Here is a 20,754-nt window from a genome sequence, read left to right as displayed (position 1 = left end):
ATTACTATGAAAAAAGTACTATTTATTTTCACATTAATCGTTACGATTAACTTAAGTGCCCAAGAAATAAAATTTGGAAAAGTATCAAAAGAAGAATTAGAAGAAAAATTTCACCCAATAGATTCCTCAGCTAGCGCTGCTTATTTGTATAAAAATAGAGAAGTATATTATGAGTACACTAGTAGTGAGGGTTGGCGTTTAGTTACCAAGGTACATGAGAGAGTGAAAATTTATAACAAAAGAGGTTTTAACTACGCAAATAAGGCTGTAAAATTATTTAACAGAGGTGGTAAAGATGAAAAAATAACCAATTTAAAGGCATATACGTTTTCTATAGATGAGAATGGTAAGATTAATAAATTAAAACTTTCTAAAAAAGATGTCTTTCAAGAAGAGAAAACAGATTACTGGAGTCTTGAAAAAATCACAATGCCAGGTATTAAAGAGGGAGTTATTATAGACTTAACATATCAAAAAAATTCTCCTTATTACCATTATATAGATGAAGTTATTGTACAAGAAAACATACCTGTTAATAAAATAAAAACAACAGTAAAAATCCCTGAATATTTTGTTTTCAAAAATTATCAAAAAGGACATTACCCAATCAACCTACAAAAATCAAAAGTAAATAGAACCATAGATTATTCATACAGAGTGAAAGATTGTTTTGGTTGTGCTACAACAACTAGCTATAGTGAAAGTGTAAAATTGTTCGAGAATTTAATTGAAATTAATGATAAAAATATCCCCGCTTTAAAGGATACCGAACCTTATTGTGGTAATATTAATAATTATAGAGCTGGTTTAGAATTTGAGCTTTCTGGAACCAGATTCCCTAACTCTATGTATAAAAATTATACTAGCTCTTGGAAAGACGTTAGTAAAACTATTTACAAGTCGACTAATTTTGGTAATGAATTAGAAAAAAATAGTTATTATGAAGATGATTTAACAAACCTTTTAAGTTCAGTAAAAAATGATTACGAAAAGATTGCACTTATTTTTCAATTTGTAAAAACAAAAGTAAAATGGGACGGTAATTACGAAAAATACACTAACAAAGGAGTTAAAAAAGCTTATAAAGAAGGGGTAGGTAATTCTGCAGAAATAAACCTAATACTAACCTCTATGTTAAGAAGTGCTAATTTAAATGCAAACCCAGTTCTTGTTAGTACAAAAAATAACGGAATTCCAATGTTTCCAACATTAAACGGTTTTAACTATGTTATAACAAAAGTTAATTTTTCTGATGGAAGATATGCTTTATTAGATGCAACTGAAAAATACTCAACTCCTAACACTCTTCCTTTAAGAACTTTAAACTGGTATGGTAGAGAAATTTATAAAGATGGCAAATCTATTGATGTAAGTTTAAAACCTTCTGAATATGCCGAAGAAAGCAATCTATTATACATAAAATTAGATGATACTGGACATGTTGAAGGAATGTTTCGAAAAACCTTATCTGGTCATTCAGCTATGCTTTTCCGTAAAAAAAATAACGTTAAAAAGGATGAAAATATAAAATTGTCACTTGAAGAAGAGTATAACATTGAAATAAATGAATTTAATATTTCTAATAAAAATGATATAGCTAAACCTTTAATACAAAACATTAAGTTTTCTAGTGATGATATTATTGAAGAAATTAATAACAAATTATATTTCTCTCCATTATTATTCTTAGCCACTAGTGAAACACCTTTTAAATCAAAAGAAAGAAATTTCCCTATAGATTATGTTACGCCTTGGCAAGATAAGTTTTCTGTATCAATTACTATTCCTGATGGATACTCTGTAGAATCATATCCTAAAGAATTAGCAATTGGTTTACCAGAAAACATTGGTGTTTTCAAACACAAAATATTAGTTCAAGGTAACAAAATTAAGCTATCATCTCTTACTAAGTTTAATTCAAGTATAATTGCTCCACACTACTACACAACAATTAAAGATTTTTATGAACAGTTAGTAAAAAAACAAACTGAGAAAATTGTATTAGTAAAAAAATAATGAAAGACGTACTCTTAATTTTAACTTGCCTTTTCTTTATTAACAGCTTCTCTCAAAAAAAGAAATCAACAAAAATTGGAAACGTTGATATTAAAGAATTAAACATGAGTCAATATGATAAAGACACAACCGCAAATGCGGTTGTTCTTTATGAACATGCAAACTATTATATAGATGAAAACAAAGACTATAAAAAAACTACTGATTATTACTTTAAAGTAAAAATCTTAAAAAAAGAAGGTACTAATAAAGCCACCATACAAATCCCTTTTTATGGAGATGAAAAAGTACACTCTATCAAAGGAATTAGCTATAACATATCTAAAAGCAACACTATACTAAAAAAACATTTATTAGACAATCAGGTTTACACAAAAGACCTATATGGTAAATGGAAGGAAATTACATTTACTTTACCTAATATTAAAGTAGGTAGTGTTATTGAATATACATATTCTGTAACTTCTCCATATTCTAAAATTGATGATTGGTATTTTCAATCGGATATTCCCAAAATTAAAAGTGATTTTACAGCTGCTATTCTTGGTAATTGGAAATACAACATAAGAGTTATTGGATTTCTCAAATTGAATAGAAATAATGCTTCTATTAAAAAAAGATGTGTACACGTCCCCGGGCTTGGACATGGTGCTTGTCTAATTTTAGATTATGGAATAGATAATATTCCTGCTTTTAAAGAGGAAGATTATATGCTAAGTAAAGACAATTTCATATCTAAACTTTCTTTTGATTTAGAATCCTATCAAAATCCGAGAGGAGGTATTGATAAATATACCAAAACATGGAAAGATGCTGATAGAAGTTTAAAACGTGATTTTTTAGATAATCAAACCTCTAAAAAAGGGTTCTTTAAAAATCAATTACCGCCTTCTCTTTTTTTAATAGTCGATGATTTAGAAAGAGCTAAAAAAACATATGATTTTATTCAAAATTATTTTACTTGGAATGATAAATATTGGCCCTCAAAAAAAGTAAGAATTAAAGAAGCTTTTGAGAATAAAACTGGAAATATTTTTGACATAAATCTATCCCTCTACAACTCGCTACAAGCGGTCAATATTAAAAGTTACCTTGTATTAACTTCCACAAGAAACAAAGCTGTACCAACAAGATTACACCCTGTTATTGACGACTTTAATTATTTACTAGTAAAAGCTATAATAAATAATAAAACTTACTTCCTAGACGCCACAAAAAAACAACTCCCTTTTGGTTTAATTCAACACATAGCTATAAATGGAGACGGTAGAGTTATGGATTTTAAAAAAGGTAGTTATTGGGAAACAATTAAATTGAACAGAAAAACCTTCCGAAGAATTAATGCTCAGTTATCTTTAGATGATAATAATAACTTAAATGGAAATCTCACTATTTCCAGTGATGGTTTTTTCGCTGTGAATGCTAGGGAAAATTTAAGCATCAATAATATTGATAATCATCTTGAAAATTTTGAATCAAAACACCCCAATATTGAGGTAGAAAGTTTTAACCATCAAAACTTAGATAAAAAAGACAACACTCTTCATCAAATATATTCTATAACATTTGATGAAATTGGATCAAGTAATAAACTTAGAATTAATCCTTTTTTAATAGAAAAAGTAACTAAAAACCCTTTTAAACTTAATAAGAGAGAGTATCCTGTTGATTATGGCTATCCTAGAAGCAACACCTACACACTATCTTTAAAATTACCTGAGGGATATACTATAAAAAGCTTACCTCAAAACACAGCTCTTTCGCTACCCAATAAAGGAGGTAGATTTATCTTAAATTTTAAAAACTTAAATAATACAATTAATATCTATTCAAAAATAACTCTCAATAAAAGAGTTTATAGCAGTGAAGAATACCATTATTTAAAAGAGTTTTACAATCAAATAATTAAATCACAAGACGCTTTTATAGAAATTGAAAAAGCGAGTAATTAAATTACTCGCTTTTATTTTTATAGTGCTATTGCTATCGAATTCTTGACTTCTCCAATCGTAAAAATACTGTGCGTACTTCCAATATGTTTTAAAACTGTAAGTTTGTTTACCATAAACTCACGATACTCATCCATATCTTTTACATAAATTTTTAAAATATAATCATAATCTCCACTTACATGAAAGCATTCGGTTACCTCTTCTAACTTATTAATCTCCCTTTCAAAAACTGCAATATATTCTTTGGTATGCTTTTCTAATCGAATATGACAAAAAACTAAAAAAGATTTTTCAATTTTATTCTTATTTACCAAAGCAACATATTGCTTAATAACCTTTTCTTTTTCTAATTTTTTTACCCGTTCATAAACTGCTGTAACCGACAATCCTAACTGTAACGATAACTGTTTAGTAGTTTGTTTACTATCAACTTGTAGTAATTCTAACAATTTCTTATCTATCTTATCTAGCTTCATCTGAAAAAAAATCTACTTATTTTATCTGTTCTACAAATTATTAGTAATAAAAACTAACCAAAATTACAAATTTAGTATAAAAATCTACAAAACAAGACTTGTGTTGATTTTTAACCAATTAAAACTGATTTTAGTAGTCTTTTAATAACTAATTCTAATCAATATGAAATTCAAACCAGCAAACAACATACAAGATCTACAATATTTTGGAGAATTTGGCGGAGTAAATCCATCTATTTCAGATTCTTCTACCTATACTTTTTTATCAGCAAAAACCATGTTTGATACTTTTGAAGGAAACACTGACGGGTGTTACTTATACTCTCGTCACTCCTCTCCTTCAAATTTATATCTCGCCGAAGCATTAGCTGCTATGGAAGGTACAGAAACTGCTAACGTTGCTGCAACAGGAATGGGGGCTATTACCCCTACTATTCTGCAAATTTGTGGATCTGGAGATCATATTATTTCTAGTAGGACTATTTATGGAGGAACTTACGCCTTTCTTAAAAACTTTACACCGAGAATGGGAATTGAAACTTCATTTGTAGATATAACAAAATTAGATATAGTAGAAGCTGCTATTAATAAAAACACTAAAATGATTTACTGCGAAACCGTAAGTAATCCATTATTAGAGGTTGCAGATATTAAAGCGCTTTCAGTATTAGCTAAAAAACACAATTTACAGTTAGTGGTTGATAACACCTTTTCCCCACTATCAATTTCTCCAGCTCAATTGGGAGCTGATGTTGTTATTCACAGTTTAACAAAATTCATCAACGGTTCTTCTGATACTATGGGAGGTGTAATTTGTGGAACAAAAGATTTTATCAATTCGCAAAAAAGTGTAATTGACGGAGCAAGTATGTTATTAGGAGCTTCTATGGACTCTTTACGTGCCTCATCAATCCTGAAAAACATGAGAACCTTACATATACGAGTAAAACAGCACAGTAAAAACGCGAGCTATTTAGCTGAAAAATTTGAAGCTGACGGATTAAAAACGGTATATCCAGGGTTACCATCACATCCTTCTCACGAAGTGTTTAAATCGATGATGAATGAAGAATATGGTTTTGGAGGTATGCTCACCATTGATGCTGGTTCTTTAGAGAAAGCAAATACTTTGATGGAATTAATGCAAAATAAAAATTTGGGTTACTTAGCTGTAAGTCTAGGCTTTTATAAAACCTTGTTCTCTGCTCCAGGCACTTCAACTTCTTCAGAAATACCTTTGGAGGAACAAAAAGAAATGGGATTAACTGACGGATTAATTCGTTTTTCTATCGGATTAGACAATGATATAGAACGTACATATCAAATGATGAAAGAATGCATGAAAGAAGTTGGTGTACTATAAGATAAAAACCTTCTTTAAGTTTAAATCTTGCCATCTTAAACAAAGTAAAAAAACTCAACTATTTTTTCGCTCTGTTTGGGGTGGCATTATAGTTTATCAGCCATTTCTTTTCAATTTTTTCTAAAAAAAAGGATAAACTAATTCGATTTGTGTAATTCTATACAAAATCGTAACATTACAAGCCGAAAAAATACCATACATGCGAGACGACAAAAATTTATCTGAAATTGAAATAGAAGACCAAAAAATAATTGAAAATACAGAATTAAACCTTTGGGAAGCTTTAATTCCTGTAATCATTTTGATGGGATTATTGGCTTACAATATTTTTTATGCAGATGGCACATGGTTAGGTGACTATTCAAATCAATATATTTTATTGATGGGCGGAGTAATTGCAGCATCTGTAGGTTTTTTTAATAAAGTTTCTTTACAAAAAATGGCTGCCGAAATATGGGAAAACTGGAAAAGTGTTTTTGTACCTATCATGATTTTATTTTTAGTAGGAGCTTTAGCGGGAACATGGCTAGTAAGCGGAATTATTCCTGCAATGGTTTATTATGGTCTACAAGTACTAAGCCCTGGAATATTTTTACCTGCTTCGGTAATTATTGCTGCTATTATATCAATAGCTACAGGTAGTTCTTGGACAACTTCTGCTACGGTTGGTATTGCTTTGGTTGGAATTGGGAGTGCTTTAGGTATCCCATCAGGTATGATAGCAGGAGCTGTTATCTCAGGTGCTTATTTTGGCGATAAGATGTCGCCTCTTTCAGACACTACCAATTTAGCTCCAGCTATGGCGGGTACAGATTTATTCACTCATATTAAATATATGGGATACACTACAGTTCCTACCTTTATAATAACCCTTTTAGTATTCACTATCTTAAGTACCACTATTGACACTACTGGTAGTGCAGATGTTAGCAATTTATTAGCTTCAATTAAAAATACTTTTCACATTTCACCTTGGTTATTTATAGTTCCTGCTGTAGTAATTATTATGATTTTACTAAAAACCAAACCTTTAGTTGCTTTAGGAACTGGAGTTGTCTTGGCTGGTATTTTTGCTTTTATCTTTCAAATTGATGTATTAGCAGGTTTAGCTGAATCAAAGTTTCAATCAATTATAAATGCAATTTTAACTGACACTCAAGTACAAACAGATAATGAAAAATTAACAGAACTATTCAGTTCTGGTGGAATGAATGGTATGTTATGGACTATCTTTTTAATTGTCTGTGCAATGGTTTTCGGTGGAGTTATGGACGCTATTGGTGCCTTAGCTAAACTTACCAAAGCTTTATTATCTGTTGCTTCTTCTACTTTTGGGTTATTTGCAAGTACTGTTATTAGTTGTTTAGGATTAAACGTTGTAGCATCTGATCAATATTTGGCTATTGTGATCCCTGGTAAAATGTTCAAAAAAGCATATGAAGATAAAGGATTGGCTCCTGAAAACTTAAGTAGAACCTTGGAAGATTCTGGTACCGTTACTTCAGTTTTAATTCCTTGGAATACTTGTGGAGCTTACCAATCTGGAGTTTTAGGGGTTGGAGTTGGAGAATATTTCATCTATGCTGTATTTAATTACTTAAGTCCGATTATGACATTACTTTTTGCTGCATTTAAAATTAAAATAAGGCAATTAGCTACAAAATAATATTCAAGCCTCACCCTAAAAAGTGAGGCTTATTTTTTATGATTATAAAGGCTGAATATAAGGAGATACTGAACTACTAACAAAACTGCTTTAAACACCGAATTCTGTTGGGAATATTCAGAAGAACAGATAGAAAAATGGAGAGAAGATTTAACTGTAACGCCTCAAATGTTTGAAGAATGGTGTATATACAAGTATCAAATCAATGACGCGCTAGCCGGATTTTATATTTTGACCAAAGCTAACCTTAGAACAAGTATTTTAGAATTTTTATTTGTTGCTCCCACTTTTTTTAATCAAGATATAGATTCTAATTACTTGAACATGCAAAAACATACTGTAAAAATGAACCTTGTACTTCTTTATTGTATTATATAAACCAATTCCACACTACTCCAAAACGGATAACGAAATCTCTATACGGATAGTTTGGTGCCGAAAAATAATTTTTATCAAGTGCAAAAGAACTTATGTTATCTGCTTTAAAATAAATTCGTGTTCTTCGTACTCTTGCATTGAAAAATAAATCAACCGTTGGGTAGCCTATTTCAGTATCATTTTGCAAAGTAAACTCTGCTAATAACGGATTATACGCATTTGCATTATACTTTGAAAAATATTTAAATGTAGCTCCAATTTGCACTAATAATGGTTTCCCTTTAAACCATTCATCCGTATAATACAAAGTATTACGGGTTACAAATTCTGGTACTCTAAAAACACTATTGCCGCTTGCTACTTTTTGATACATTAAAGTATTATCTAAAGCAAATTTCCCTAAGATAAACTCTTTAGACACCTTCGCTTTTAAATAATTTACATCTCCTGAAAATTGTACTGGTTTACTATTTTCATTAAAATAAGTATAGTTATTGATATTAGTAATATCAACAGATATATTTCCCCACTTTGATTCTATAACTCCTCCTAAAGTATGTGTTCCTATCTGAGCAAAGTTATTTTCCCAATTATAATCATTATAGGTACTTTGGTGTAGTAAGAAGTTAAAGTTAGGTGATTTATTACTAATACCTACTCTACCTTTAATGGTTAATACACTATCTTTCTTATAAAAAGCTTCCCCAAACAACCTATTCCCTGACAATCTTCCAATACCAGGGGTTATACTTCCTGAAGCATTCACGTAAAAATTACCAATTCTACCATTCCAATCAGCACCAAACGAAACTGCATCTCCTTTTAGTTTGTTTTTAGTAATTCCTACCGTATTATTTTGCAAATTCTCATAACCATACGAATATGTTGATAAATCAGACTTTACACGAAACCTACCTAAAACATACTTCGAGTTAAAATCTATAAATAATTGGTTATTGTACAACAAATAACTTGTTTTATTATTGATACTTCCCGATGAATTTGCATCACCAAAAATGTCAGTAGTAGCCGTCCCTTGGTTAAAACGGTAAAATTTAGAATCTCTAATAAATGAATGACCCAACTTCAAGTTAGAAAACTCTCTCTCTTGTAAACTATCTTTTGATGAAAGTAACTTAAAAGTATGTTCAAAATACAACCGTTTAGCATCAAAAGTATTTTCTGCATCATTAAGGTTAATATCCATTCTACCTCTATTCCCACTAAAATTAGGGTCATCGTTTACAAAAGCTTCCAAAGAAGTAGCTGTTAACCCTCCATTTTCTTGATTAAAAAAATCTTGATTTACTGCATGACCTCTAATAGCATATTGTCCTTTCGGAGTTTCATACTTAAAACTCACTCTAAAATTACCAGTACTTGCTAACGACCTTCTATAAGCCCCTAAAGAACGAAGTCCTTTATAGGCAATTGCTAAATTAAATCGTTTAGAAAAATTTGTAGTAAAAAGCGCATCAACAACCTGTCCTTGTTCCAACCCTGTACGATACATAATTTCAGTCGTAGGTGTAGGTACCTGATAATAGTTTACATCTTCAATATCAAAATAATTAAACAATTTAGCTTTGAAACCGATGTCTGGAAACTGTGAAATATTCGTAAAATCGTATGCTAAATTATTAAATGTTTGCCCTTGGTTATGAAAAGCTAACAATTCAAAATTATCTTTTCGTAAAAAGTTAAACTTGTATTCTTTTTGAATTGTGAGGGTTGTATCTACAATTGTAGTATCGTTTTTATGTGATATTATTTTATAATCTGTGTACTTTGTTTTTCCACTAAGTTTTACATTAATCTCATTTTCAGGCAACGAATCTAAATTTTGATTAAGTCCTCCATTAGTTCTACCAAAATTACTATCAATAGATCTTATTTGAGCTAACATTATCTGAGTACTTACCAAACAAAAAAACACTAAAAGATTTTTCTTCATAACGACAAAAGTAAAATAATTTAACGATTAATTTTAGGTTTAATTTCTTTGAAAACTGTTAATTTGTAGCATGTTGCAATTAAACTATAGTGGACATAAATTAGAAGCTGGCACTGATGAAGCTGGTAGAGGTTGTTTATCAGGGCCTGTAGTTGCCGCCGCCGTTATTTTACCTGATAATTTTAAACATGAATTACTAAACGACTCCAAGCAACTTTCTGAGAAAAAAAGGCAAGAACTTCGTCCGTATATTGAAGAACATGCCTTAGCTTTTGGCGTATCCTTTATCCATCAAGGAGAAGTGGATGAATTGAATGTTTTACAAGCCTCTATTACAGGAATGCACCGCTCTATTGAACAATTAACTATTACACCTGAATTCATCATAGTTGACGGAAATAAATTCAAACCGTATCTAGAAATCTCACATCAAACCATTGTAAAAGGAGATGCTAAATTTATGAGTATTGCAGCAGCTTCAGTATTGGCAAAGACCTACAGAGATGAATATATGGAGAAAATTCATCAAGAATTCCCTCAGTATAACTGGAAAAAAAACAAAGGATATCCTACTAAAGAACATCGTGAAGCCATCCGTCAATTTGGAGCGACACCTTACCATCGAAAATCATTTAAATTGTTACCTGAACAATTAAAATTGGAACTTTAATTTTTCTATTTTTGTCTTCCAATTTTTATAAGAAGATGATTAAAAGAACTCGTACCGAAATTAGTAAGTGTATTATTCACAAAGTAGCTAACAAATACAATAGCGGACAAAATGCTTTTTCTGAAAGTTTAGTGCGTTTTGATGAAGAGAGTTACGAATTGTTACTTCCTTTCTTACTAAAACCTTTCGGTTCAGTTACACAGAGCTACCGTTTTAGTCATCATGCAGATGTTCGTTTAAATGAAATTAACAAATACACTTCTGATATTTTCGAAGATGACAGCAAAGAGGTTTTTATTGAACATTCTAAAAACATTGTTAATCATCTATACGAACAATCAAACTCTGCCAATATTAAAACGGGTGATGTAATTGTTGCTTATTTTGAAGGCATCGAGTATAAAGATGTTTTAACAGAAGCTGTTGGTGTTTTTAAAATTGAAAGTAAAGTTGATTTTTTTCAAACTTATTTAGATGATGACAGTTTTGATGTGGTTGTTCAAAAAGGGATTTCGACCAAAAGACTCGATAAAGGTTGTTTAATTTTAAACTCTTCTGACGCAGAAGGTACCGTAGTTTTATCGGTAGATAATAACCAGTACGATGCACAATACTGGATTAAAAACTTTTTAAGTGTAAAGTATGCTGATGACCGTAACTTACATACTCAAAATTACTTAGAAATGTGTAAAGAGTTTTCTGAAGAAGTTATAAAACCTGAATTCGGAAAACAAGAACAAAATAACTTCTTAGCTAACACAGTTGATTATTTTAAAGAACATGAAAGCGTAGACTACCATGGTTTTAAAGACGAAATCTTCGAAGAAGACAAACATAAAGATCTTTTTGAAGACTATAAACAACACTTTGAAAAACTAAACGACGTATTAATACGAAATAACTTTGAGGTATCTGATGTTGTTTTAAAGAAAGAAAAAAGCAAGTTTAAAACAGAGATTAAACTTGACACTAACATTCAAATTAAAATTGATATAGACGCTCCAGATGCTTCTGCTGAATATTTAGAGCAAGGATACGATGAAGAGAAAAAGATGAAATTTTATAAAGTGTATTATAACACTGAGAAATAAAAATTAATCTAACTCTGAAATTTCTTTTTCTAATCTTTTTTCTAGCTTTTTTAATTCATTTAACTTCTTTTTATCTTGGTATCTACTTGAGAAATGATAAAGAAGGCAAAAAACCATATAAACAGATGCGCAAAGCATTACTAATTTTAAATAGGTGTAATCAGTTTTTTCAAGTATAGACGTCCTTTTTAAAGAGTAATGTCCTGGTGTATAGGCAGGAGCCCAAAAGCTAAAAACAATACCAGCAGCAATTACTTTCCATCTATGCTTCAATAAAAAGTCTTGCTGCCTGATAACGTTTTCTATTTTATATTTTGTAGCTTGTAAATGCTTTTCTTTATGGTATTTAACAGACATTTCTTTAACAGATTAAAAAGAATCTATTCCTTTTCAGCCATTTTTTTAACGTAATCGGTAATAATCACTATTTGTGTTCCGTCTACTTTACCCTCTATGTATTTAGCATTTTCAGGATCTAATGAAATTCTACGTACCGCTGTTCCTTGTTTAGCAACCATACTAGAACCTTTCACTTTTAAATCTTTAATCAATACTACATTATCTCCTGCTTCTAAAATAGCTCCATTCACATCACGATGAATTATTTTTTCACTTTCATCTAAATGTTCACCTGTAGTCTCTGCAAAACGTAATTCTTCATCTTCTAAATACATCATATCCAGTAAATCTTGTGACCAACCCGCTTTTTTAACACGATGCAACATTCTCCAAGCGACCACTTTTACTGCTCTAAACTCGCTCCACATACTATCATTTAAACAACGCCAGTGATTTGCGTCAGTAGCTTCAGGGTTTTCAATTTGCTCAATACAAGTGCTACAAGCTAACAAACTACCATCTACTCCACCCGTAGAAATTGGTGGCACCTCATAAATTGATAAATTATCTTTTGCTGCACATAGTTCGCATTGATTTCCGCTCCTATCTTGTAATTCTTGTAATAAACTCATTTTATTATTTTTTTGCTACGCAAAATTACATTTTTAATTTATATTTAAGCTATGAAATTAGAAAGCGAACGATTAATTATACGAGATGCTCTAATGAGTGACGCTCCTTTTTATTTTGAACTATTCAATGATCCAGATTGGATTCAATTCATAGGAGATAAAAATTTAAAGTCTATTGAAGAAACAGAAGTTTACTTAAAGGAAACACTGTTTAAGAATTTACAATTAGGAGGTCTAGGTTTTTTTACGGTAATCTCAAAAGAAACCAACAGACCCATTGGCGCCTCTACAGCTTTACAAAGAGACAAACTAGCTTTTATCGATATAGGGTATGCTTTTTTACCAATAGGAAGAGGAAATGGGTATGCCACAGAAGCTACAAAATTGATTATAGAATATGTTCGCTCTAAATTTAAACAAGAAAAAGTATTAGCTTTAACCATGCCTGAAAATGAAAAATCTCAAAAACTACTCAAAAAACTAGGTTTTAACTACATAGGAATGCAACAAGTTTTTGAAAATACTGAAGACTGTGTTTTTGAATATATTTTTTAACTTCTATTAAGATAAAAAATATACCTTTGGCGCGACTTTCCCCTTTTTATTTTCTAATACAATCATGATAATTTAAGCTTTACCGTAAAACTTGAATAGCATTTACTAAACCAAACAATAGGATGAAGATCAGACTAAACCCCTCTCAAAAAAAAAGGAACTCAAAAACTAAAACTAGTAAGTTTTTATTTTTACCTCTTCTATTTAAAGGAGAAATGTACTGGTTAGAAAGAGTTATTATCAAAAAGAATTTTAATGGTAGAAGCTTTCAAGTTACTGACATTATAAGATCTAAAGATTTGATAAATAATGAAATAAACAAAACAACGAATAAATTAAAAGTTCTAAAAAAAGTGGTTTAAAAAAAATCCAGAAGAAATTATCTTCTGGATTTTTACTTTTTATCTTAATTCGAAAGGTAAAATGATTCTTTTCGTTTAATCTAAATACAATTCAATTAATCCTTCTGGAGTATCTACCACTATTGTTTGATTTTCTCTATCTACTTTTTTTATAAAGTCATCAATCATAGGAATAAAAATTTCTTTCCCTTCTCTATCAATTTCAAATAAAGGTTGTGCTGATGAATCATTAATACTCATAATTGTTCCTACTGTACCAAAACTAGCATCAACAACAGTAAACCCTATAACTTCATGATAGTAAAACTTATTTCCAGAAAGCTTAGGAAGTAAGTCTAAAGGTAAATAAACTCCTGCTCGTATAATCGCTTCTGCATCGGCTTCACTATCTACATCTTCAAACTTTACTCTAAACATAGTTCCTTTACTTAAAGAAGATTTTTCAATAAAAAAAGGAACCAGATTATTGCCTAAATCGACAAAAACTGATTCCAAATTTTCGTAAAGATTGGGTTCATCAGTATCTAACTTAATAATTACTTCACCCTTAAAACTATGTTTTTTAACGATTTTGCCAAGATAAAAGCAATTCTCTTTTTGCATCATCGTGCTACACGTTTTTTATTCTTCGCTATCAGCACCTGTTTCTGCAACAGCAGCATCCTCGCTATCAGTAGCAGGAACAGCAGCAGCAATACGTGCTTCATTTACAGCTTTTTCAGCTTCTAAAGCTTTTGCTTTTGCATCAGCTTCAGCTTTTGCTAAACCATCAGCTTTACCAGCAACTTTAGCTGTTTTATCTTCTAACCAAGCATTGAATTTAGCTTCAGCTTGCTCTTCAGTTAAAGCACCTTTTTTTACTCCACCAGCTAAGTGATTCTTTAATAAAGCTCCTTTGTAAGATAAGATAGCTCTAGCAGTATCTGTTGGTTGAGCACCGTTTTGTAACCATTTTACAGCTCCATCAACATCTAAATCGATAGTTGCAGGATTTGTGTTAGGGTTATACGTTCCGATTTTTTCTAAGAAACGTCCATCTCTTTTAGCTCTTGAATCAGCAGCTACTACCCAGTAAAATGGTTTTCCTTTTTTACCGTGTCTTTGTAATCTAATTTTTACAGGCATAATTTTAATTTTTAAGGTTCGCGACCTTGGTTATTAATAAATCTTACCATCTCGTGATAAGTGGGCGCAAATTTATAAAATCTTTTTCATTTAAAAGCAAAAAAGCAACTTTATTACAATAAAAAAGAGCCTGTTAAACAGGCTCTTAAGAAAAATAAATTGTGAGATATATTATAATACTCTAACGCTAACTGCGTTTAATCCTTTTTTTCCTTCTTTAAGTTCAAACTCAACAGTATCACCTTCTCTAATCTCATCGATTAAACCTGATACGTGTACAAAATGTTCTGTGTTTGATCCTGACTCTGTAATAAATCCAAAACCTTTAGATTCATTGAAGAACTTTACTGTTCCTTCTTTCATTGTAAAAAATATTATATTAAAGTACAAATGTAATCTTATTAATTGATTATCAATTACTTTTTTTAAAATTTATTTTAAATTTAACCTACACTTAACATCTTTTCTTTGATTACAATCAGCTATTCAAGCCTTTACCTTAACCAAAAACGCTCGTTAATAACTTCTCATAATAACAATGTAAATTCTTCGTATTTTTACACTTTGTTTTTACCCAAAACACTTCAATAAGTAATTTTTGCCCATGTATTTAATTTTCGATACCGAAACTACTGGATTACCTAAAAGCTGGAACGCTCCAATAACCGATACCGATAACTGGCCTAGAGCTATACAAATTGCATGGCAATTACACGATGAGTTAGGTAATCTTATTGAACATAATGATTTTCTAATTCAACCAGACGGTTTTAACATTCCGTATGACGCAGAACGTATTCACGGAATTTCTACCGATTTAGCCATTGAACAAGGTATTTCTTTAAGTGAAGGACTAGAGTTATTTAACGATGCTCTTCAAAAAACAAAATTTATTGTTGGTCAAAACGTAGGATTCGACGTTAACATCATGGGATGCGAATTCCATCGTTTAGGGGTTAAAAACAATTTAACAGAATTACCAGTTCTAGATACCTGTACCGAACATACAGCTGAAATGTGTCAAATTCCTGGAGGTCGTGGAGGAAAATTCAAATTGCCTACACTTACTGAATTACACAATTATTTATTCGGAACAGGTTTTGGAGAAGCGCACAATGCAACTGCCGATGTAGAAGCTACCACTCGATGCTTTTTAGAATTAATTCGTTTGCGTCAATATACAGAGGAGCAATTAGATGTTCCATCCGATTATTTTCAACGCTATACTGAAGCAAACCCAAACCCTATTCAAGTTATTGGATTGACACACTTAAACCTTAAAAAGGAAAGTGAGAAAATCCGAAAAAGAAAATCCTCAGAAACAGAAGAAGCCAATACTATTTCTACTGCTGAAGGATTAGCTGAGTTAGAAGGCGTTCAGTTTGCACATTTACATAACCATACACAATATTCTGTTTTACAATCTACCATCCAAATTGGAAACATTGTAAATGCTGCAGCAAAAGACAACATGTCGGCAGTAGCAATGACCGATTCGGGTAACATGATGGCTGCATTTCACTTTGTACAAGCAGTTATAGGACACAACAAAGCTGCTGAAGCAGCCAATAACGAAGCTTTAGAAAAAGGAGAAAAACCCACTGAGAGCATTTTAAAACCTATTGTAGGTTGTGAGTTTAATATTTGTGAAGACCATACCAATAAAAGTCAAAAAGACAATGGATATCAAGTTGTTTTATTAGCAAAAAACAAAAACGGATATCACAATTTGGCAAAAATGTCTTCTATTGCCTTTGTTGATGGCTTTTACTATGTTCCAAGAATTGACAAAAAAGTTATTGAGCAATACAAAGAAGATGTTATTGTTTTAACTGGGAATTTATATGGAGAAGTTCCTAGTAAAATATTAAATGTAGGTGAAGCTCAAGCTGAAGAAGCATTACTTTGGTGGAAAGAACAATTCGGAGACGATTTGTATATCGAATTGATGCGTCACGGACAAGAAGATGAAAGAGTAGTGAATGAAACTCTTTTAGAGTTTTCAAAAAAACACAATGTAAAAGTTGTTGCAACCAACAATACCTTTTATTTAGACAAAGAAGATGCCAATGCACATGATATTTTATTATGTGTAAAAGACGGTGAGAAACAAGCAACTCCTAAAGGTAGAGGAAGAGGGTACCGTTACGGTTTACCTAATGATGAATACTACTTTAAATCTACCGAAGAGATGAAAAAACTCTTTGCTGATTTACCTGAAGCCATCATCAATATTCAAGAAATTGTAGATAAAATAGAACCTTTTGGTTTAGCTCGTGATGTACTATTACCAGCCTTTGATATTCCAGAAGAATTTAGAGATGCTAAAGATTTAGAAGATGGAGGAAAACGTGGTGAGAACAATTTTTTACGTCACTTAACCTATGAAGGAGCTAAAAAACGTTATGGTGAGCTTACAGAAAGCATCTGTGAACGTTTAGATTTTGAACTCGATGTTATTGCTAAAACAGGGTACCCAGGATACTTCTTAATTGTTGAAGATTTTATTCGAGAAGCCCGTAATATGGACGTATCGGTAGGACCAGGACGTGGTTCTGCTGCCGGTTCGGTAGTTGCCTACTGTTTATGGATTACTAATATTGACCCTATTAAATACGATCTACTTTTTGAGCGTTTCTTAAATCCTGAACGTGTATCGATGCCCGATATTGATATCGATTTTGATGATGAAGGTCGTAGCCGTGTAATGGATTATGTAATTCAAAAATACGGAGCTAATCAAGTAGCACAAATTATTACCTATGGTACTATGGCTGCTAAATCTTCTATTCGAGATACTGCTCGTGTATTAGACTTACCGCTATTTGAAGCCGATAGAATTGCCAAATTAATTCCTGGAATGAAGTTGAAGAAAATCTTTTCTTTAGATGAGAAAGGATTGAAAGAAAAGCTTCGTTCAGAAGAAATAGAAATGGTAAACGAGCTAAAAGCCATTGCCAATGGTAACGGCCTCGAAGCTGAAACCATTAACAAAGCTCGAATTTTAGAAGGTTCAGTTCGTAATACGGGAATTCATGCCTGTGGGGTAATTATTACTCCTGATGATATTACCAAATTCGTACCTGTATCGGTAGCAAAAGATTCTGACATGTATGTTACCCAGTTTGATAACTCGGTAGTAGAAAGTGCGGGATTATTAAAAATGGATTTCTTAGGGTTAAAAACATTAACCTTAATTAAAGATACCGTAAAAATTGTAAAAGCACGCCACGGAGTAGAACTCGATCCGGAAAGCTTTCCTATTGATGACGAAGAAACATATGCTTTGTTCCAACGTGGAGAAACAGTTGGGATATTCCAATACGAATCTCCTGGGATGCAAAAATACATGCGTGAGTTAAAGCCTACGGTTTTTGCCGACTTAATTGCAATGAATGCCTTATACCGTCCGGGTCCTTTAGAATACATCCCATCCTTTATTAGAAGAAAACATGGTGACGAAGAAATTCAATATGACCTTCCTGCCATGGAAGAATATTTAGCGGAAACTTACGGAATTACGGTATATCAGGAGCAAGTAATGCTACTTTCACAAAAGTTAGCTGATTTTACGAAGGGTGAAGCCGATGTACTTCGTAAAGCCATGGGTAAAAAACAAGCTGCAGTACTGGCAAAAATGAAACCTAAGTTTGTAAACCAAGCCAAAGCAAATGGACATGATGAAAAAGCCTTAGAAAAGATTTGGAAAGACTGGGAGGCGTTTGCATCCTATGCTTTTAACAAATCGCATTCGACTTGTTATGCTTGGATTGCCTATCAAACCGCCTATTTAAAAGCCCATTATCCTGCCGAATATATGGCTGCGGTACTTTCAAACAACATGAACGATATTAAGCAAGTTTCGTTCTTTATGGAAGAATGTAAACGAATGGGCTTAGAAGTATTAGGTCCTGATGTAAACGAATCGTATGCTAAGTTTTCTGTAAACAAAGACGGAGCTGTTCGTTTTGGTATGGCGGCAATAAAAGGTGTAGGTGGCTCTGCTGTAAAAGCTATCATTGATGAACGCAAAGAAAACGGACATTACTCTTCTATTTTTGATGTTGCTAAACGTGTTGATTTACGTGTAGCAAACAAAAAAGCTTTTGAAGGATTGGTATTAGCTGGAGGATTTGATTCATTTACCAGTACACATCGTGCTCAATATTATGTAAAAGACGAAAAAGGACAAACTTTTTTAGAGAAAGCCATCCGTTTTGGAAATAAATATCAAGAAAATCAAAATTCCTCTCAAGTTTCTCTGTTTGGTGAAGCCTCAGAAGTTGATTTACCAGAACCACACGTTCCTGAATGTGAAACTTGGGGAACTATGGAATTATTAGCCCGCGAAAAAGAGGTAGTTGGGATGTATATTTCTGCACACCCTTTAGACGACTTTAAAAATGAACTAAAGTTTTGCAACGCTACCTTGGCGCATTATAAGAATATAGCGCAATATGAAGGTTTAGGATTGTCTTTTGCAGGTATTGTTACTGATGTACAACATCGTGTATCAAAAGCAGGGAAAGGATGGGCTTCATTTATTATGGAAGATTATAATGATAATTATGAATTCAGAATTTTTGGAGAAGATTATCTAAAATTTAAACACTTTTTAGTTCCTAATTCATTCTTATTTATTAAAACTACCATCAAACCTGGATGGACAAACAATGAAGGTATTAAAGGTGAACCTAGAATTGGTTTTAATGAGTTTTTATTGTTACACGATATTATGGATAAAATGTGTAAAAAACTCACTATTAAAATTCCTTTACAAGAAGTGAAAGAGAATACTATTAAAGAGTTACAACATTTGTTTGCTACTAATAAAGGTTCGCAAAGTTTATATTTTACGATTTGGGATGCTGAAGAAAAAATTGAATTAAGCTTACCGAGTAGAACAACTAAGATTAAAGTATCTAGTGAGTTTTTAAAAGCCTTAGATGAACAGTTTATCAATTATAAATTGAATTAATTTTAAAATGTTACCTAGTTATCAAAACAGTATCGATTTACTAACCAATATAGCTAGTAACAAGCTGTACAAACAACTCATAACCCAACTTAACAAAGATTTGAGTCTAGTAGGAGTTGATTTAATCTTTTCTGAAAGCAACAGTCCTTTACAATTAAAAGAAACGCTTCAAACATCAATTAAAGAACTAATACTTAACGATTTTAGTTCTTATACTAATCTTTTGTATCGTATTGATGTATCTGAAAAAGATACTCAAAATGTCGAATCTGCTAATATTGATGTATATGCAGAAAGTGTTACTTTTTTAATTTTAAAAAGAGTTTGGAAGAAAGTATGGTTTAGAAATAAGTTTTCTAAGTAATTAATCTTACGCTATTACTTCTTCTATCATAGCATCTAAATTATGAGTTTCTTCAAAATTAGTTAACCAAGTTATTGTTTCTCCGTGATCTAAAAAACTATTCAATGCTTCTCTAACAACTATTCTATTTTGTTGTGGTAAACCTTCTACAACCTCCGTTAAATTACTTAATAAATGCTTTGGAGAAGTATTTTCTTCAAACAGTTTAAATGCTATTTTACCAGTGATATCTAAAAACTTTACATAATTTGCTTTCGTTGTAATAGGTGTATCAATTCCTAATTTTTCAAAAACTTCTTTTACCACTCCTGCTGTTTGACGTCCCCAAATACCATCCACCAAAACCTCTTCCTTATAAATATATTTCAATACTAATTGTAAATACAAAGTTTCAGATTTTGATGTTTCATTATAATCAACAGGAACACTGATATCTACATGCCAATGGTCTTTATGATTGGGATAATAATAGTTTAATACTATGCCAAAATACTTTCTTAAAAAAGATTCTATTCCTAAATACAGTTCTTTTTGATGTACAAAATTAGCAGTCACCAACGTTTCATTATTCCAAAAAATAGCATCAATATCAAATGCTTTTCCATGTCCGTGCTGCCCTGGTTTGTCTACAAAAATTCCTGCTGTTGTAATTACTTCAGGAATTCCTAATGGACAGTTATTAAAAATCTCTTGAAGAGCATTTTCTAATACACCCAAAAAACTTTCTTCAATTAAAAAATTACGTTGTTCTCCTCTTGTTCCATAAGGATGATTAGTTAATCGTGCATAATGCAAGGGAATTCCGTTTATTTGATTTATTGTTTTCATAACAT

General features: G+C 31.5%; 17 protein-coding genes. 9 read left to right on the top strand and 8 right to left on the bottom strand.

Annotated features, from left to right (window positions below; all coding sequences use genetic code 11):
• Positions 1–6: 6 nt before the first annotated feature.
• Positions 7–2,016, top strand: a complete 2,010-nt coding sequence (locus DFQ07_RS13315) for a DUF3857 domain-containing protein (protein ID WP_133537688.1) — start codon at positions 7–9, stop codon at positions 2,014–2,016.
• Positions 2,016–3,968 (top strand): DUF3857 domain-containing protein, encoded by a 1,953-nt coding sequence (locus DFQ07_RS13310; protein WP_133537686.1) that lies wholly within the window; start codon positions 2,016–2,018, stop codon positions 3,966–3,968. The genes DFQ07_RS13315 and DFQ07_RS13310 overlap by 1 nt, the downstream gene beginning before the upstream one ends.
• 17 nt (positions 3,969–3,985) lie before the next feature.
• On the opposite strand, the gene DFQ07_RS13305 is transcribed toward DFQ07_RS13310, so the two are convergent.
• Positions 3,986–4,444, bottom strand: a complete 459-nt coding sequence (locus DFQ07_RS13305; RefSeq protein WP_133537684.1) for an Lrp/AsnC family transcriptional regulator — start codon at positions 4,442–4,444, stop codon at positions 3,986–3,988.
• 163 nt (positions 4,445–4,607) lie between these two features.
• Here DFQ07_RS13305 and DFQ07_RS13300 point away from each other — a divergent pair, with 163 nt between their 5' ends.
• On the top strand, positions 4,608–5,807 hold the full coding sequence (locus tag DFQ07_RS13300) for an aminotransferase class I/II-fold pyridoxal phosphate-dependent enzyme (RefSeq protein ID WP_133537682.1): 1,200 nt from the start codon (positions 4,608–4,610) through the stop codon (positions 5,805–5,807).
• 199 nt (positions 5,808–6,006) lie between these two features.
• Positions 6,007–7,473 carry a Na+/H+ antiporter NhaC gene (gene nhaC, locus DFQ07_RS13295; RefSeq protein WP_133537680.1) on the top strand — a complete coding sequence of 489 codons (1,467 nt, stop codon included), beginning with the start codon at positions 6,007–6,009 and terminating at the stop codon, positions 7,471–7,473.
• A gap of 370 nt (positions 7,474–7,843) precedes the next feature.
• Here the strand turns inward: nhaC and DFQ07_RS13290 are convergent, their stop codons facing one another.
• Entirely contained in the window at positions 7,844–9,805 is a 1,962-nt protein-coding gene (locus DFQ07_RS13290; protein WP_133537678.1) for a putative porin, read from the bottom strand.
• 70 nt (positions 9,806–9,875) lie between these two features.
• Here DFQ07_RS13290 and DFQ07_RS13285 point away from each other — a divergent pair, with 70 nt between their 5' ends.
• Positions 9,876–10,475, top strand: a complete 600-nt coding sequence (locus DFQ07_RS13285; protein ID WP_133537676.1) for a ribonuclease HII — start codon at positions 9,876–9,878, stop codon at positions 10,473–10,475.
• Between the two features lie 35 nt (positions 10,476–10,510).
• Positions 10,511–11,566 carry a nucleoid-associated protein gene (locus DFQ07_RS13280; protein ID WP_133537674.1) on the top strand — a complete coding sequence of 352 codons (1,056 nt, stop codon included), beginning with the start codon at positions 10,511–10,513 and terminating at the stop codon, positions 11,564–11,566.
• A 3-nt stretch (positions 11,567–11,569) separates the two neighbouring features.
• Here the strand turns inward: DFQ07_RS13280 and DFQ07_RS13275 are convergent, their stop codons facing one another.
• On the bottom strand, positions 11,570–11,923 hold the full coding sequence (locus tag DFQ07_RS13275; RefSeq protein ID WP_133537672.1) for a hypothetical protein: 354 nt from the start codon (positions 11,921–11,923) through the stop codon (positions 11,570–11,572).
• 23 nt (positions 11,924–11,946) lie between these two features.
• Positions 11,947–12,537, bottom strand: a complete 591-nt coding sequence (locus DFQ07_RS13270; RefSeq protein ID WP_133537670.1) for a PhnA domain-containing protein — start codon at positions 12,535–12,537, stop codon at positions 11,947–11,949.
• 51 nt (positions 12,538–12,588) lie between these two features.
• Between DFQ07_RS13270 and DFQ07_RS13265 the strand changes: the two genes are divergently transcribed.
• A complete protein-coding gene (locus tag DFQ07_RS13265) occupies positions 12,589–13,092 on the top strand; it encodes a GNAT family N-acetyltransferase (RefSeq protein ID WP_133537668.1) in 504 nt (167 codons plus the stop codon).
• 437 nt (positions 13,093–13,529) lie between these two features.
• Here the strand turns inward: DFQ07_RS13265 and rimM are convergent, their stop codons facing one another.
• From rimM to DFQ07_RS13250, 3 genes are all read right to left on the bottom strand, one after another.
• Entirely contained in the window at positions 13,530–14,057 is a 528-nt protein-coding gene (rimM, locus tag DFQ07_RS13260; RefSeq protein ID WP_133537908.1) for a ribosome maturation factor RimM, read from the bottom strand.
• A gap of 18 nt (positions 14,058–14,075) precedes the next feature.
• Complete coding sequence (locus DFQ07_RS13255; RefSeq protein ID WP_133537666.1) at positions 14,076–14,579, bottom strand: 30S ribosomal protein S16; 504 nt, start codon at positions 14,577–14,579, stop codon at positions 14,076–14,078.
• A 171-nt stretch (positions 14,580–14,750) separates the two neighbouring features.
• Positions 14,751–14,942: a cold-shock protein gene (locus DFQ07_RS13250; protein WP_028891302.1), complete on the bottom strand. Its 192-nt coding sequence runs from the start codon at positions 14,940–14,942 to the stop codon at positions 14,751–14,753.
• Positions 14,943–15,183: 241 nt separating this feature from the next.
• On the opposite strand from DFQ07_RS13250, the gene dnaE reads away from it, so the two are divergent.
• Together dnaE and DFQ07_RS13240 are read left to right on the top strand one after the other, a co-directional pair.
• Positions 15,184–19,557: a DNA polymerase III subunit alpha gene (gene dnaE / locus DFQ07_RS13245; RefSeq protein ID WP_133537664.1), complete on the top strand. Its 4,374-nt coding sequence runs from the start codon at positions 15,184–15,186 to the stop codon at positions 19,555–19,557.
• 7 nt (positions 19,558–19,564) lie between these two features.
• Positions 19,565–19,921, top strand: coding sequence for a hypothetical protein (locus DFQ07_RS13240; RefSeq protein ID WP_133537662.1), 357 nt, complete (start codon positions 19,565–19,567; stop codon positions 19,919–19,921).
• 6 nt (positions 19,922–19,927) lie between these two features.
• Here DFQ07_RS13240 and DFQ07_RS13235 read toward each other — a convergent pair whose 3' ends face one another.
• A complete protein-coding gene (locus DFQ07_RS13235) occupies positions 19,928–20,749 on the bottom strand; it encodes a hypothetical protein (RefSeq protein ID WP_133537660.1) in 822 nt (273 codons plus the stop codon).
• Positions 20,750–20,754: the final 5 nt, after the last annotated feature.

This window comes from Tenacibaculum caenipelagi (assembly GCF_004363005.1).
GTDB classification, from domain to species: domain Bacteria; phylum Bacteroidota; class Bacteroidia; order Flavobacteriales; family Flavobacteriaceae; genus Polaribacter; species Polaribacter caenipelagi.
This window is presented reverse-complemented; position numbering and strand designations above follow the sequence as displayed.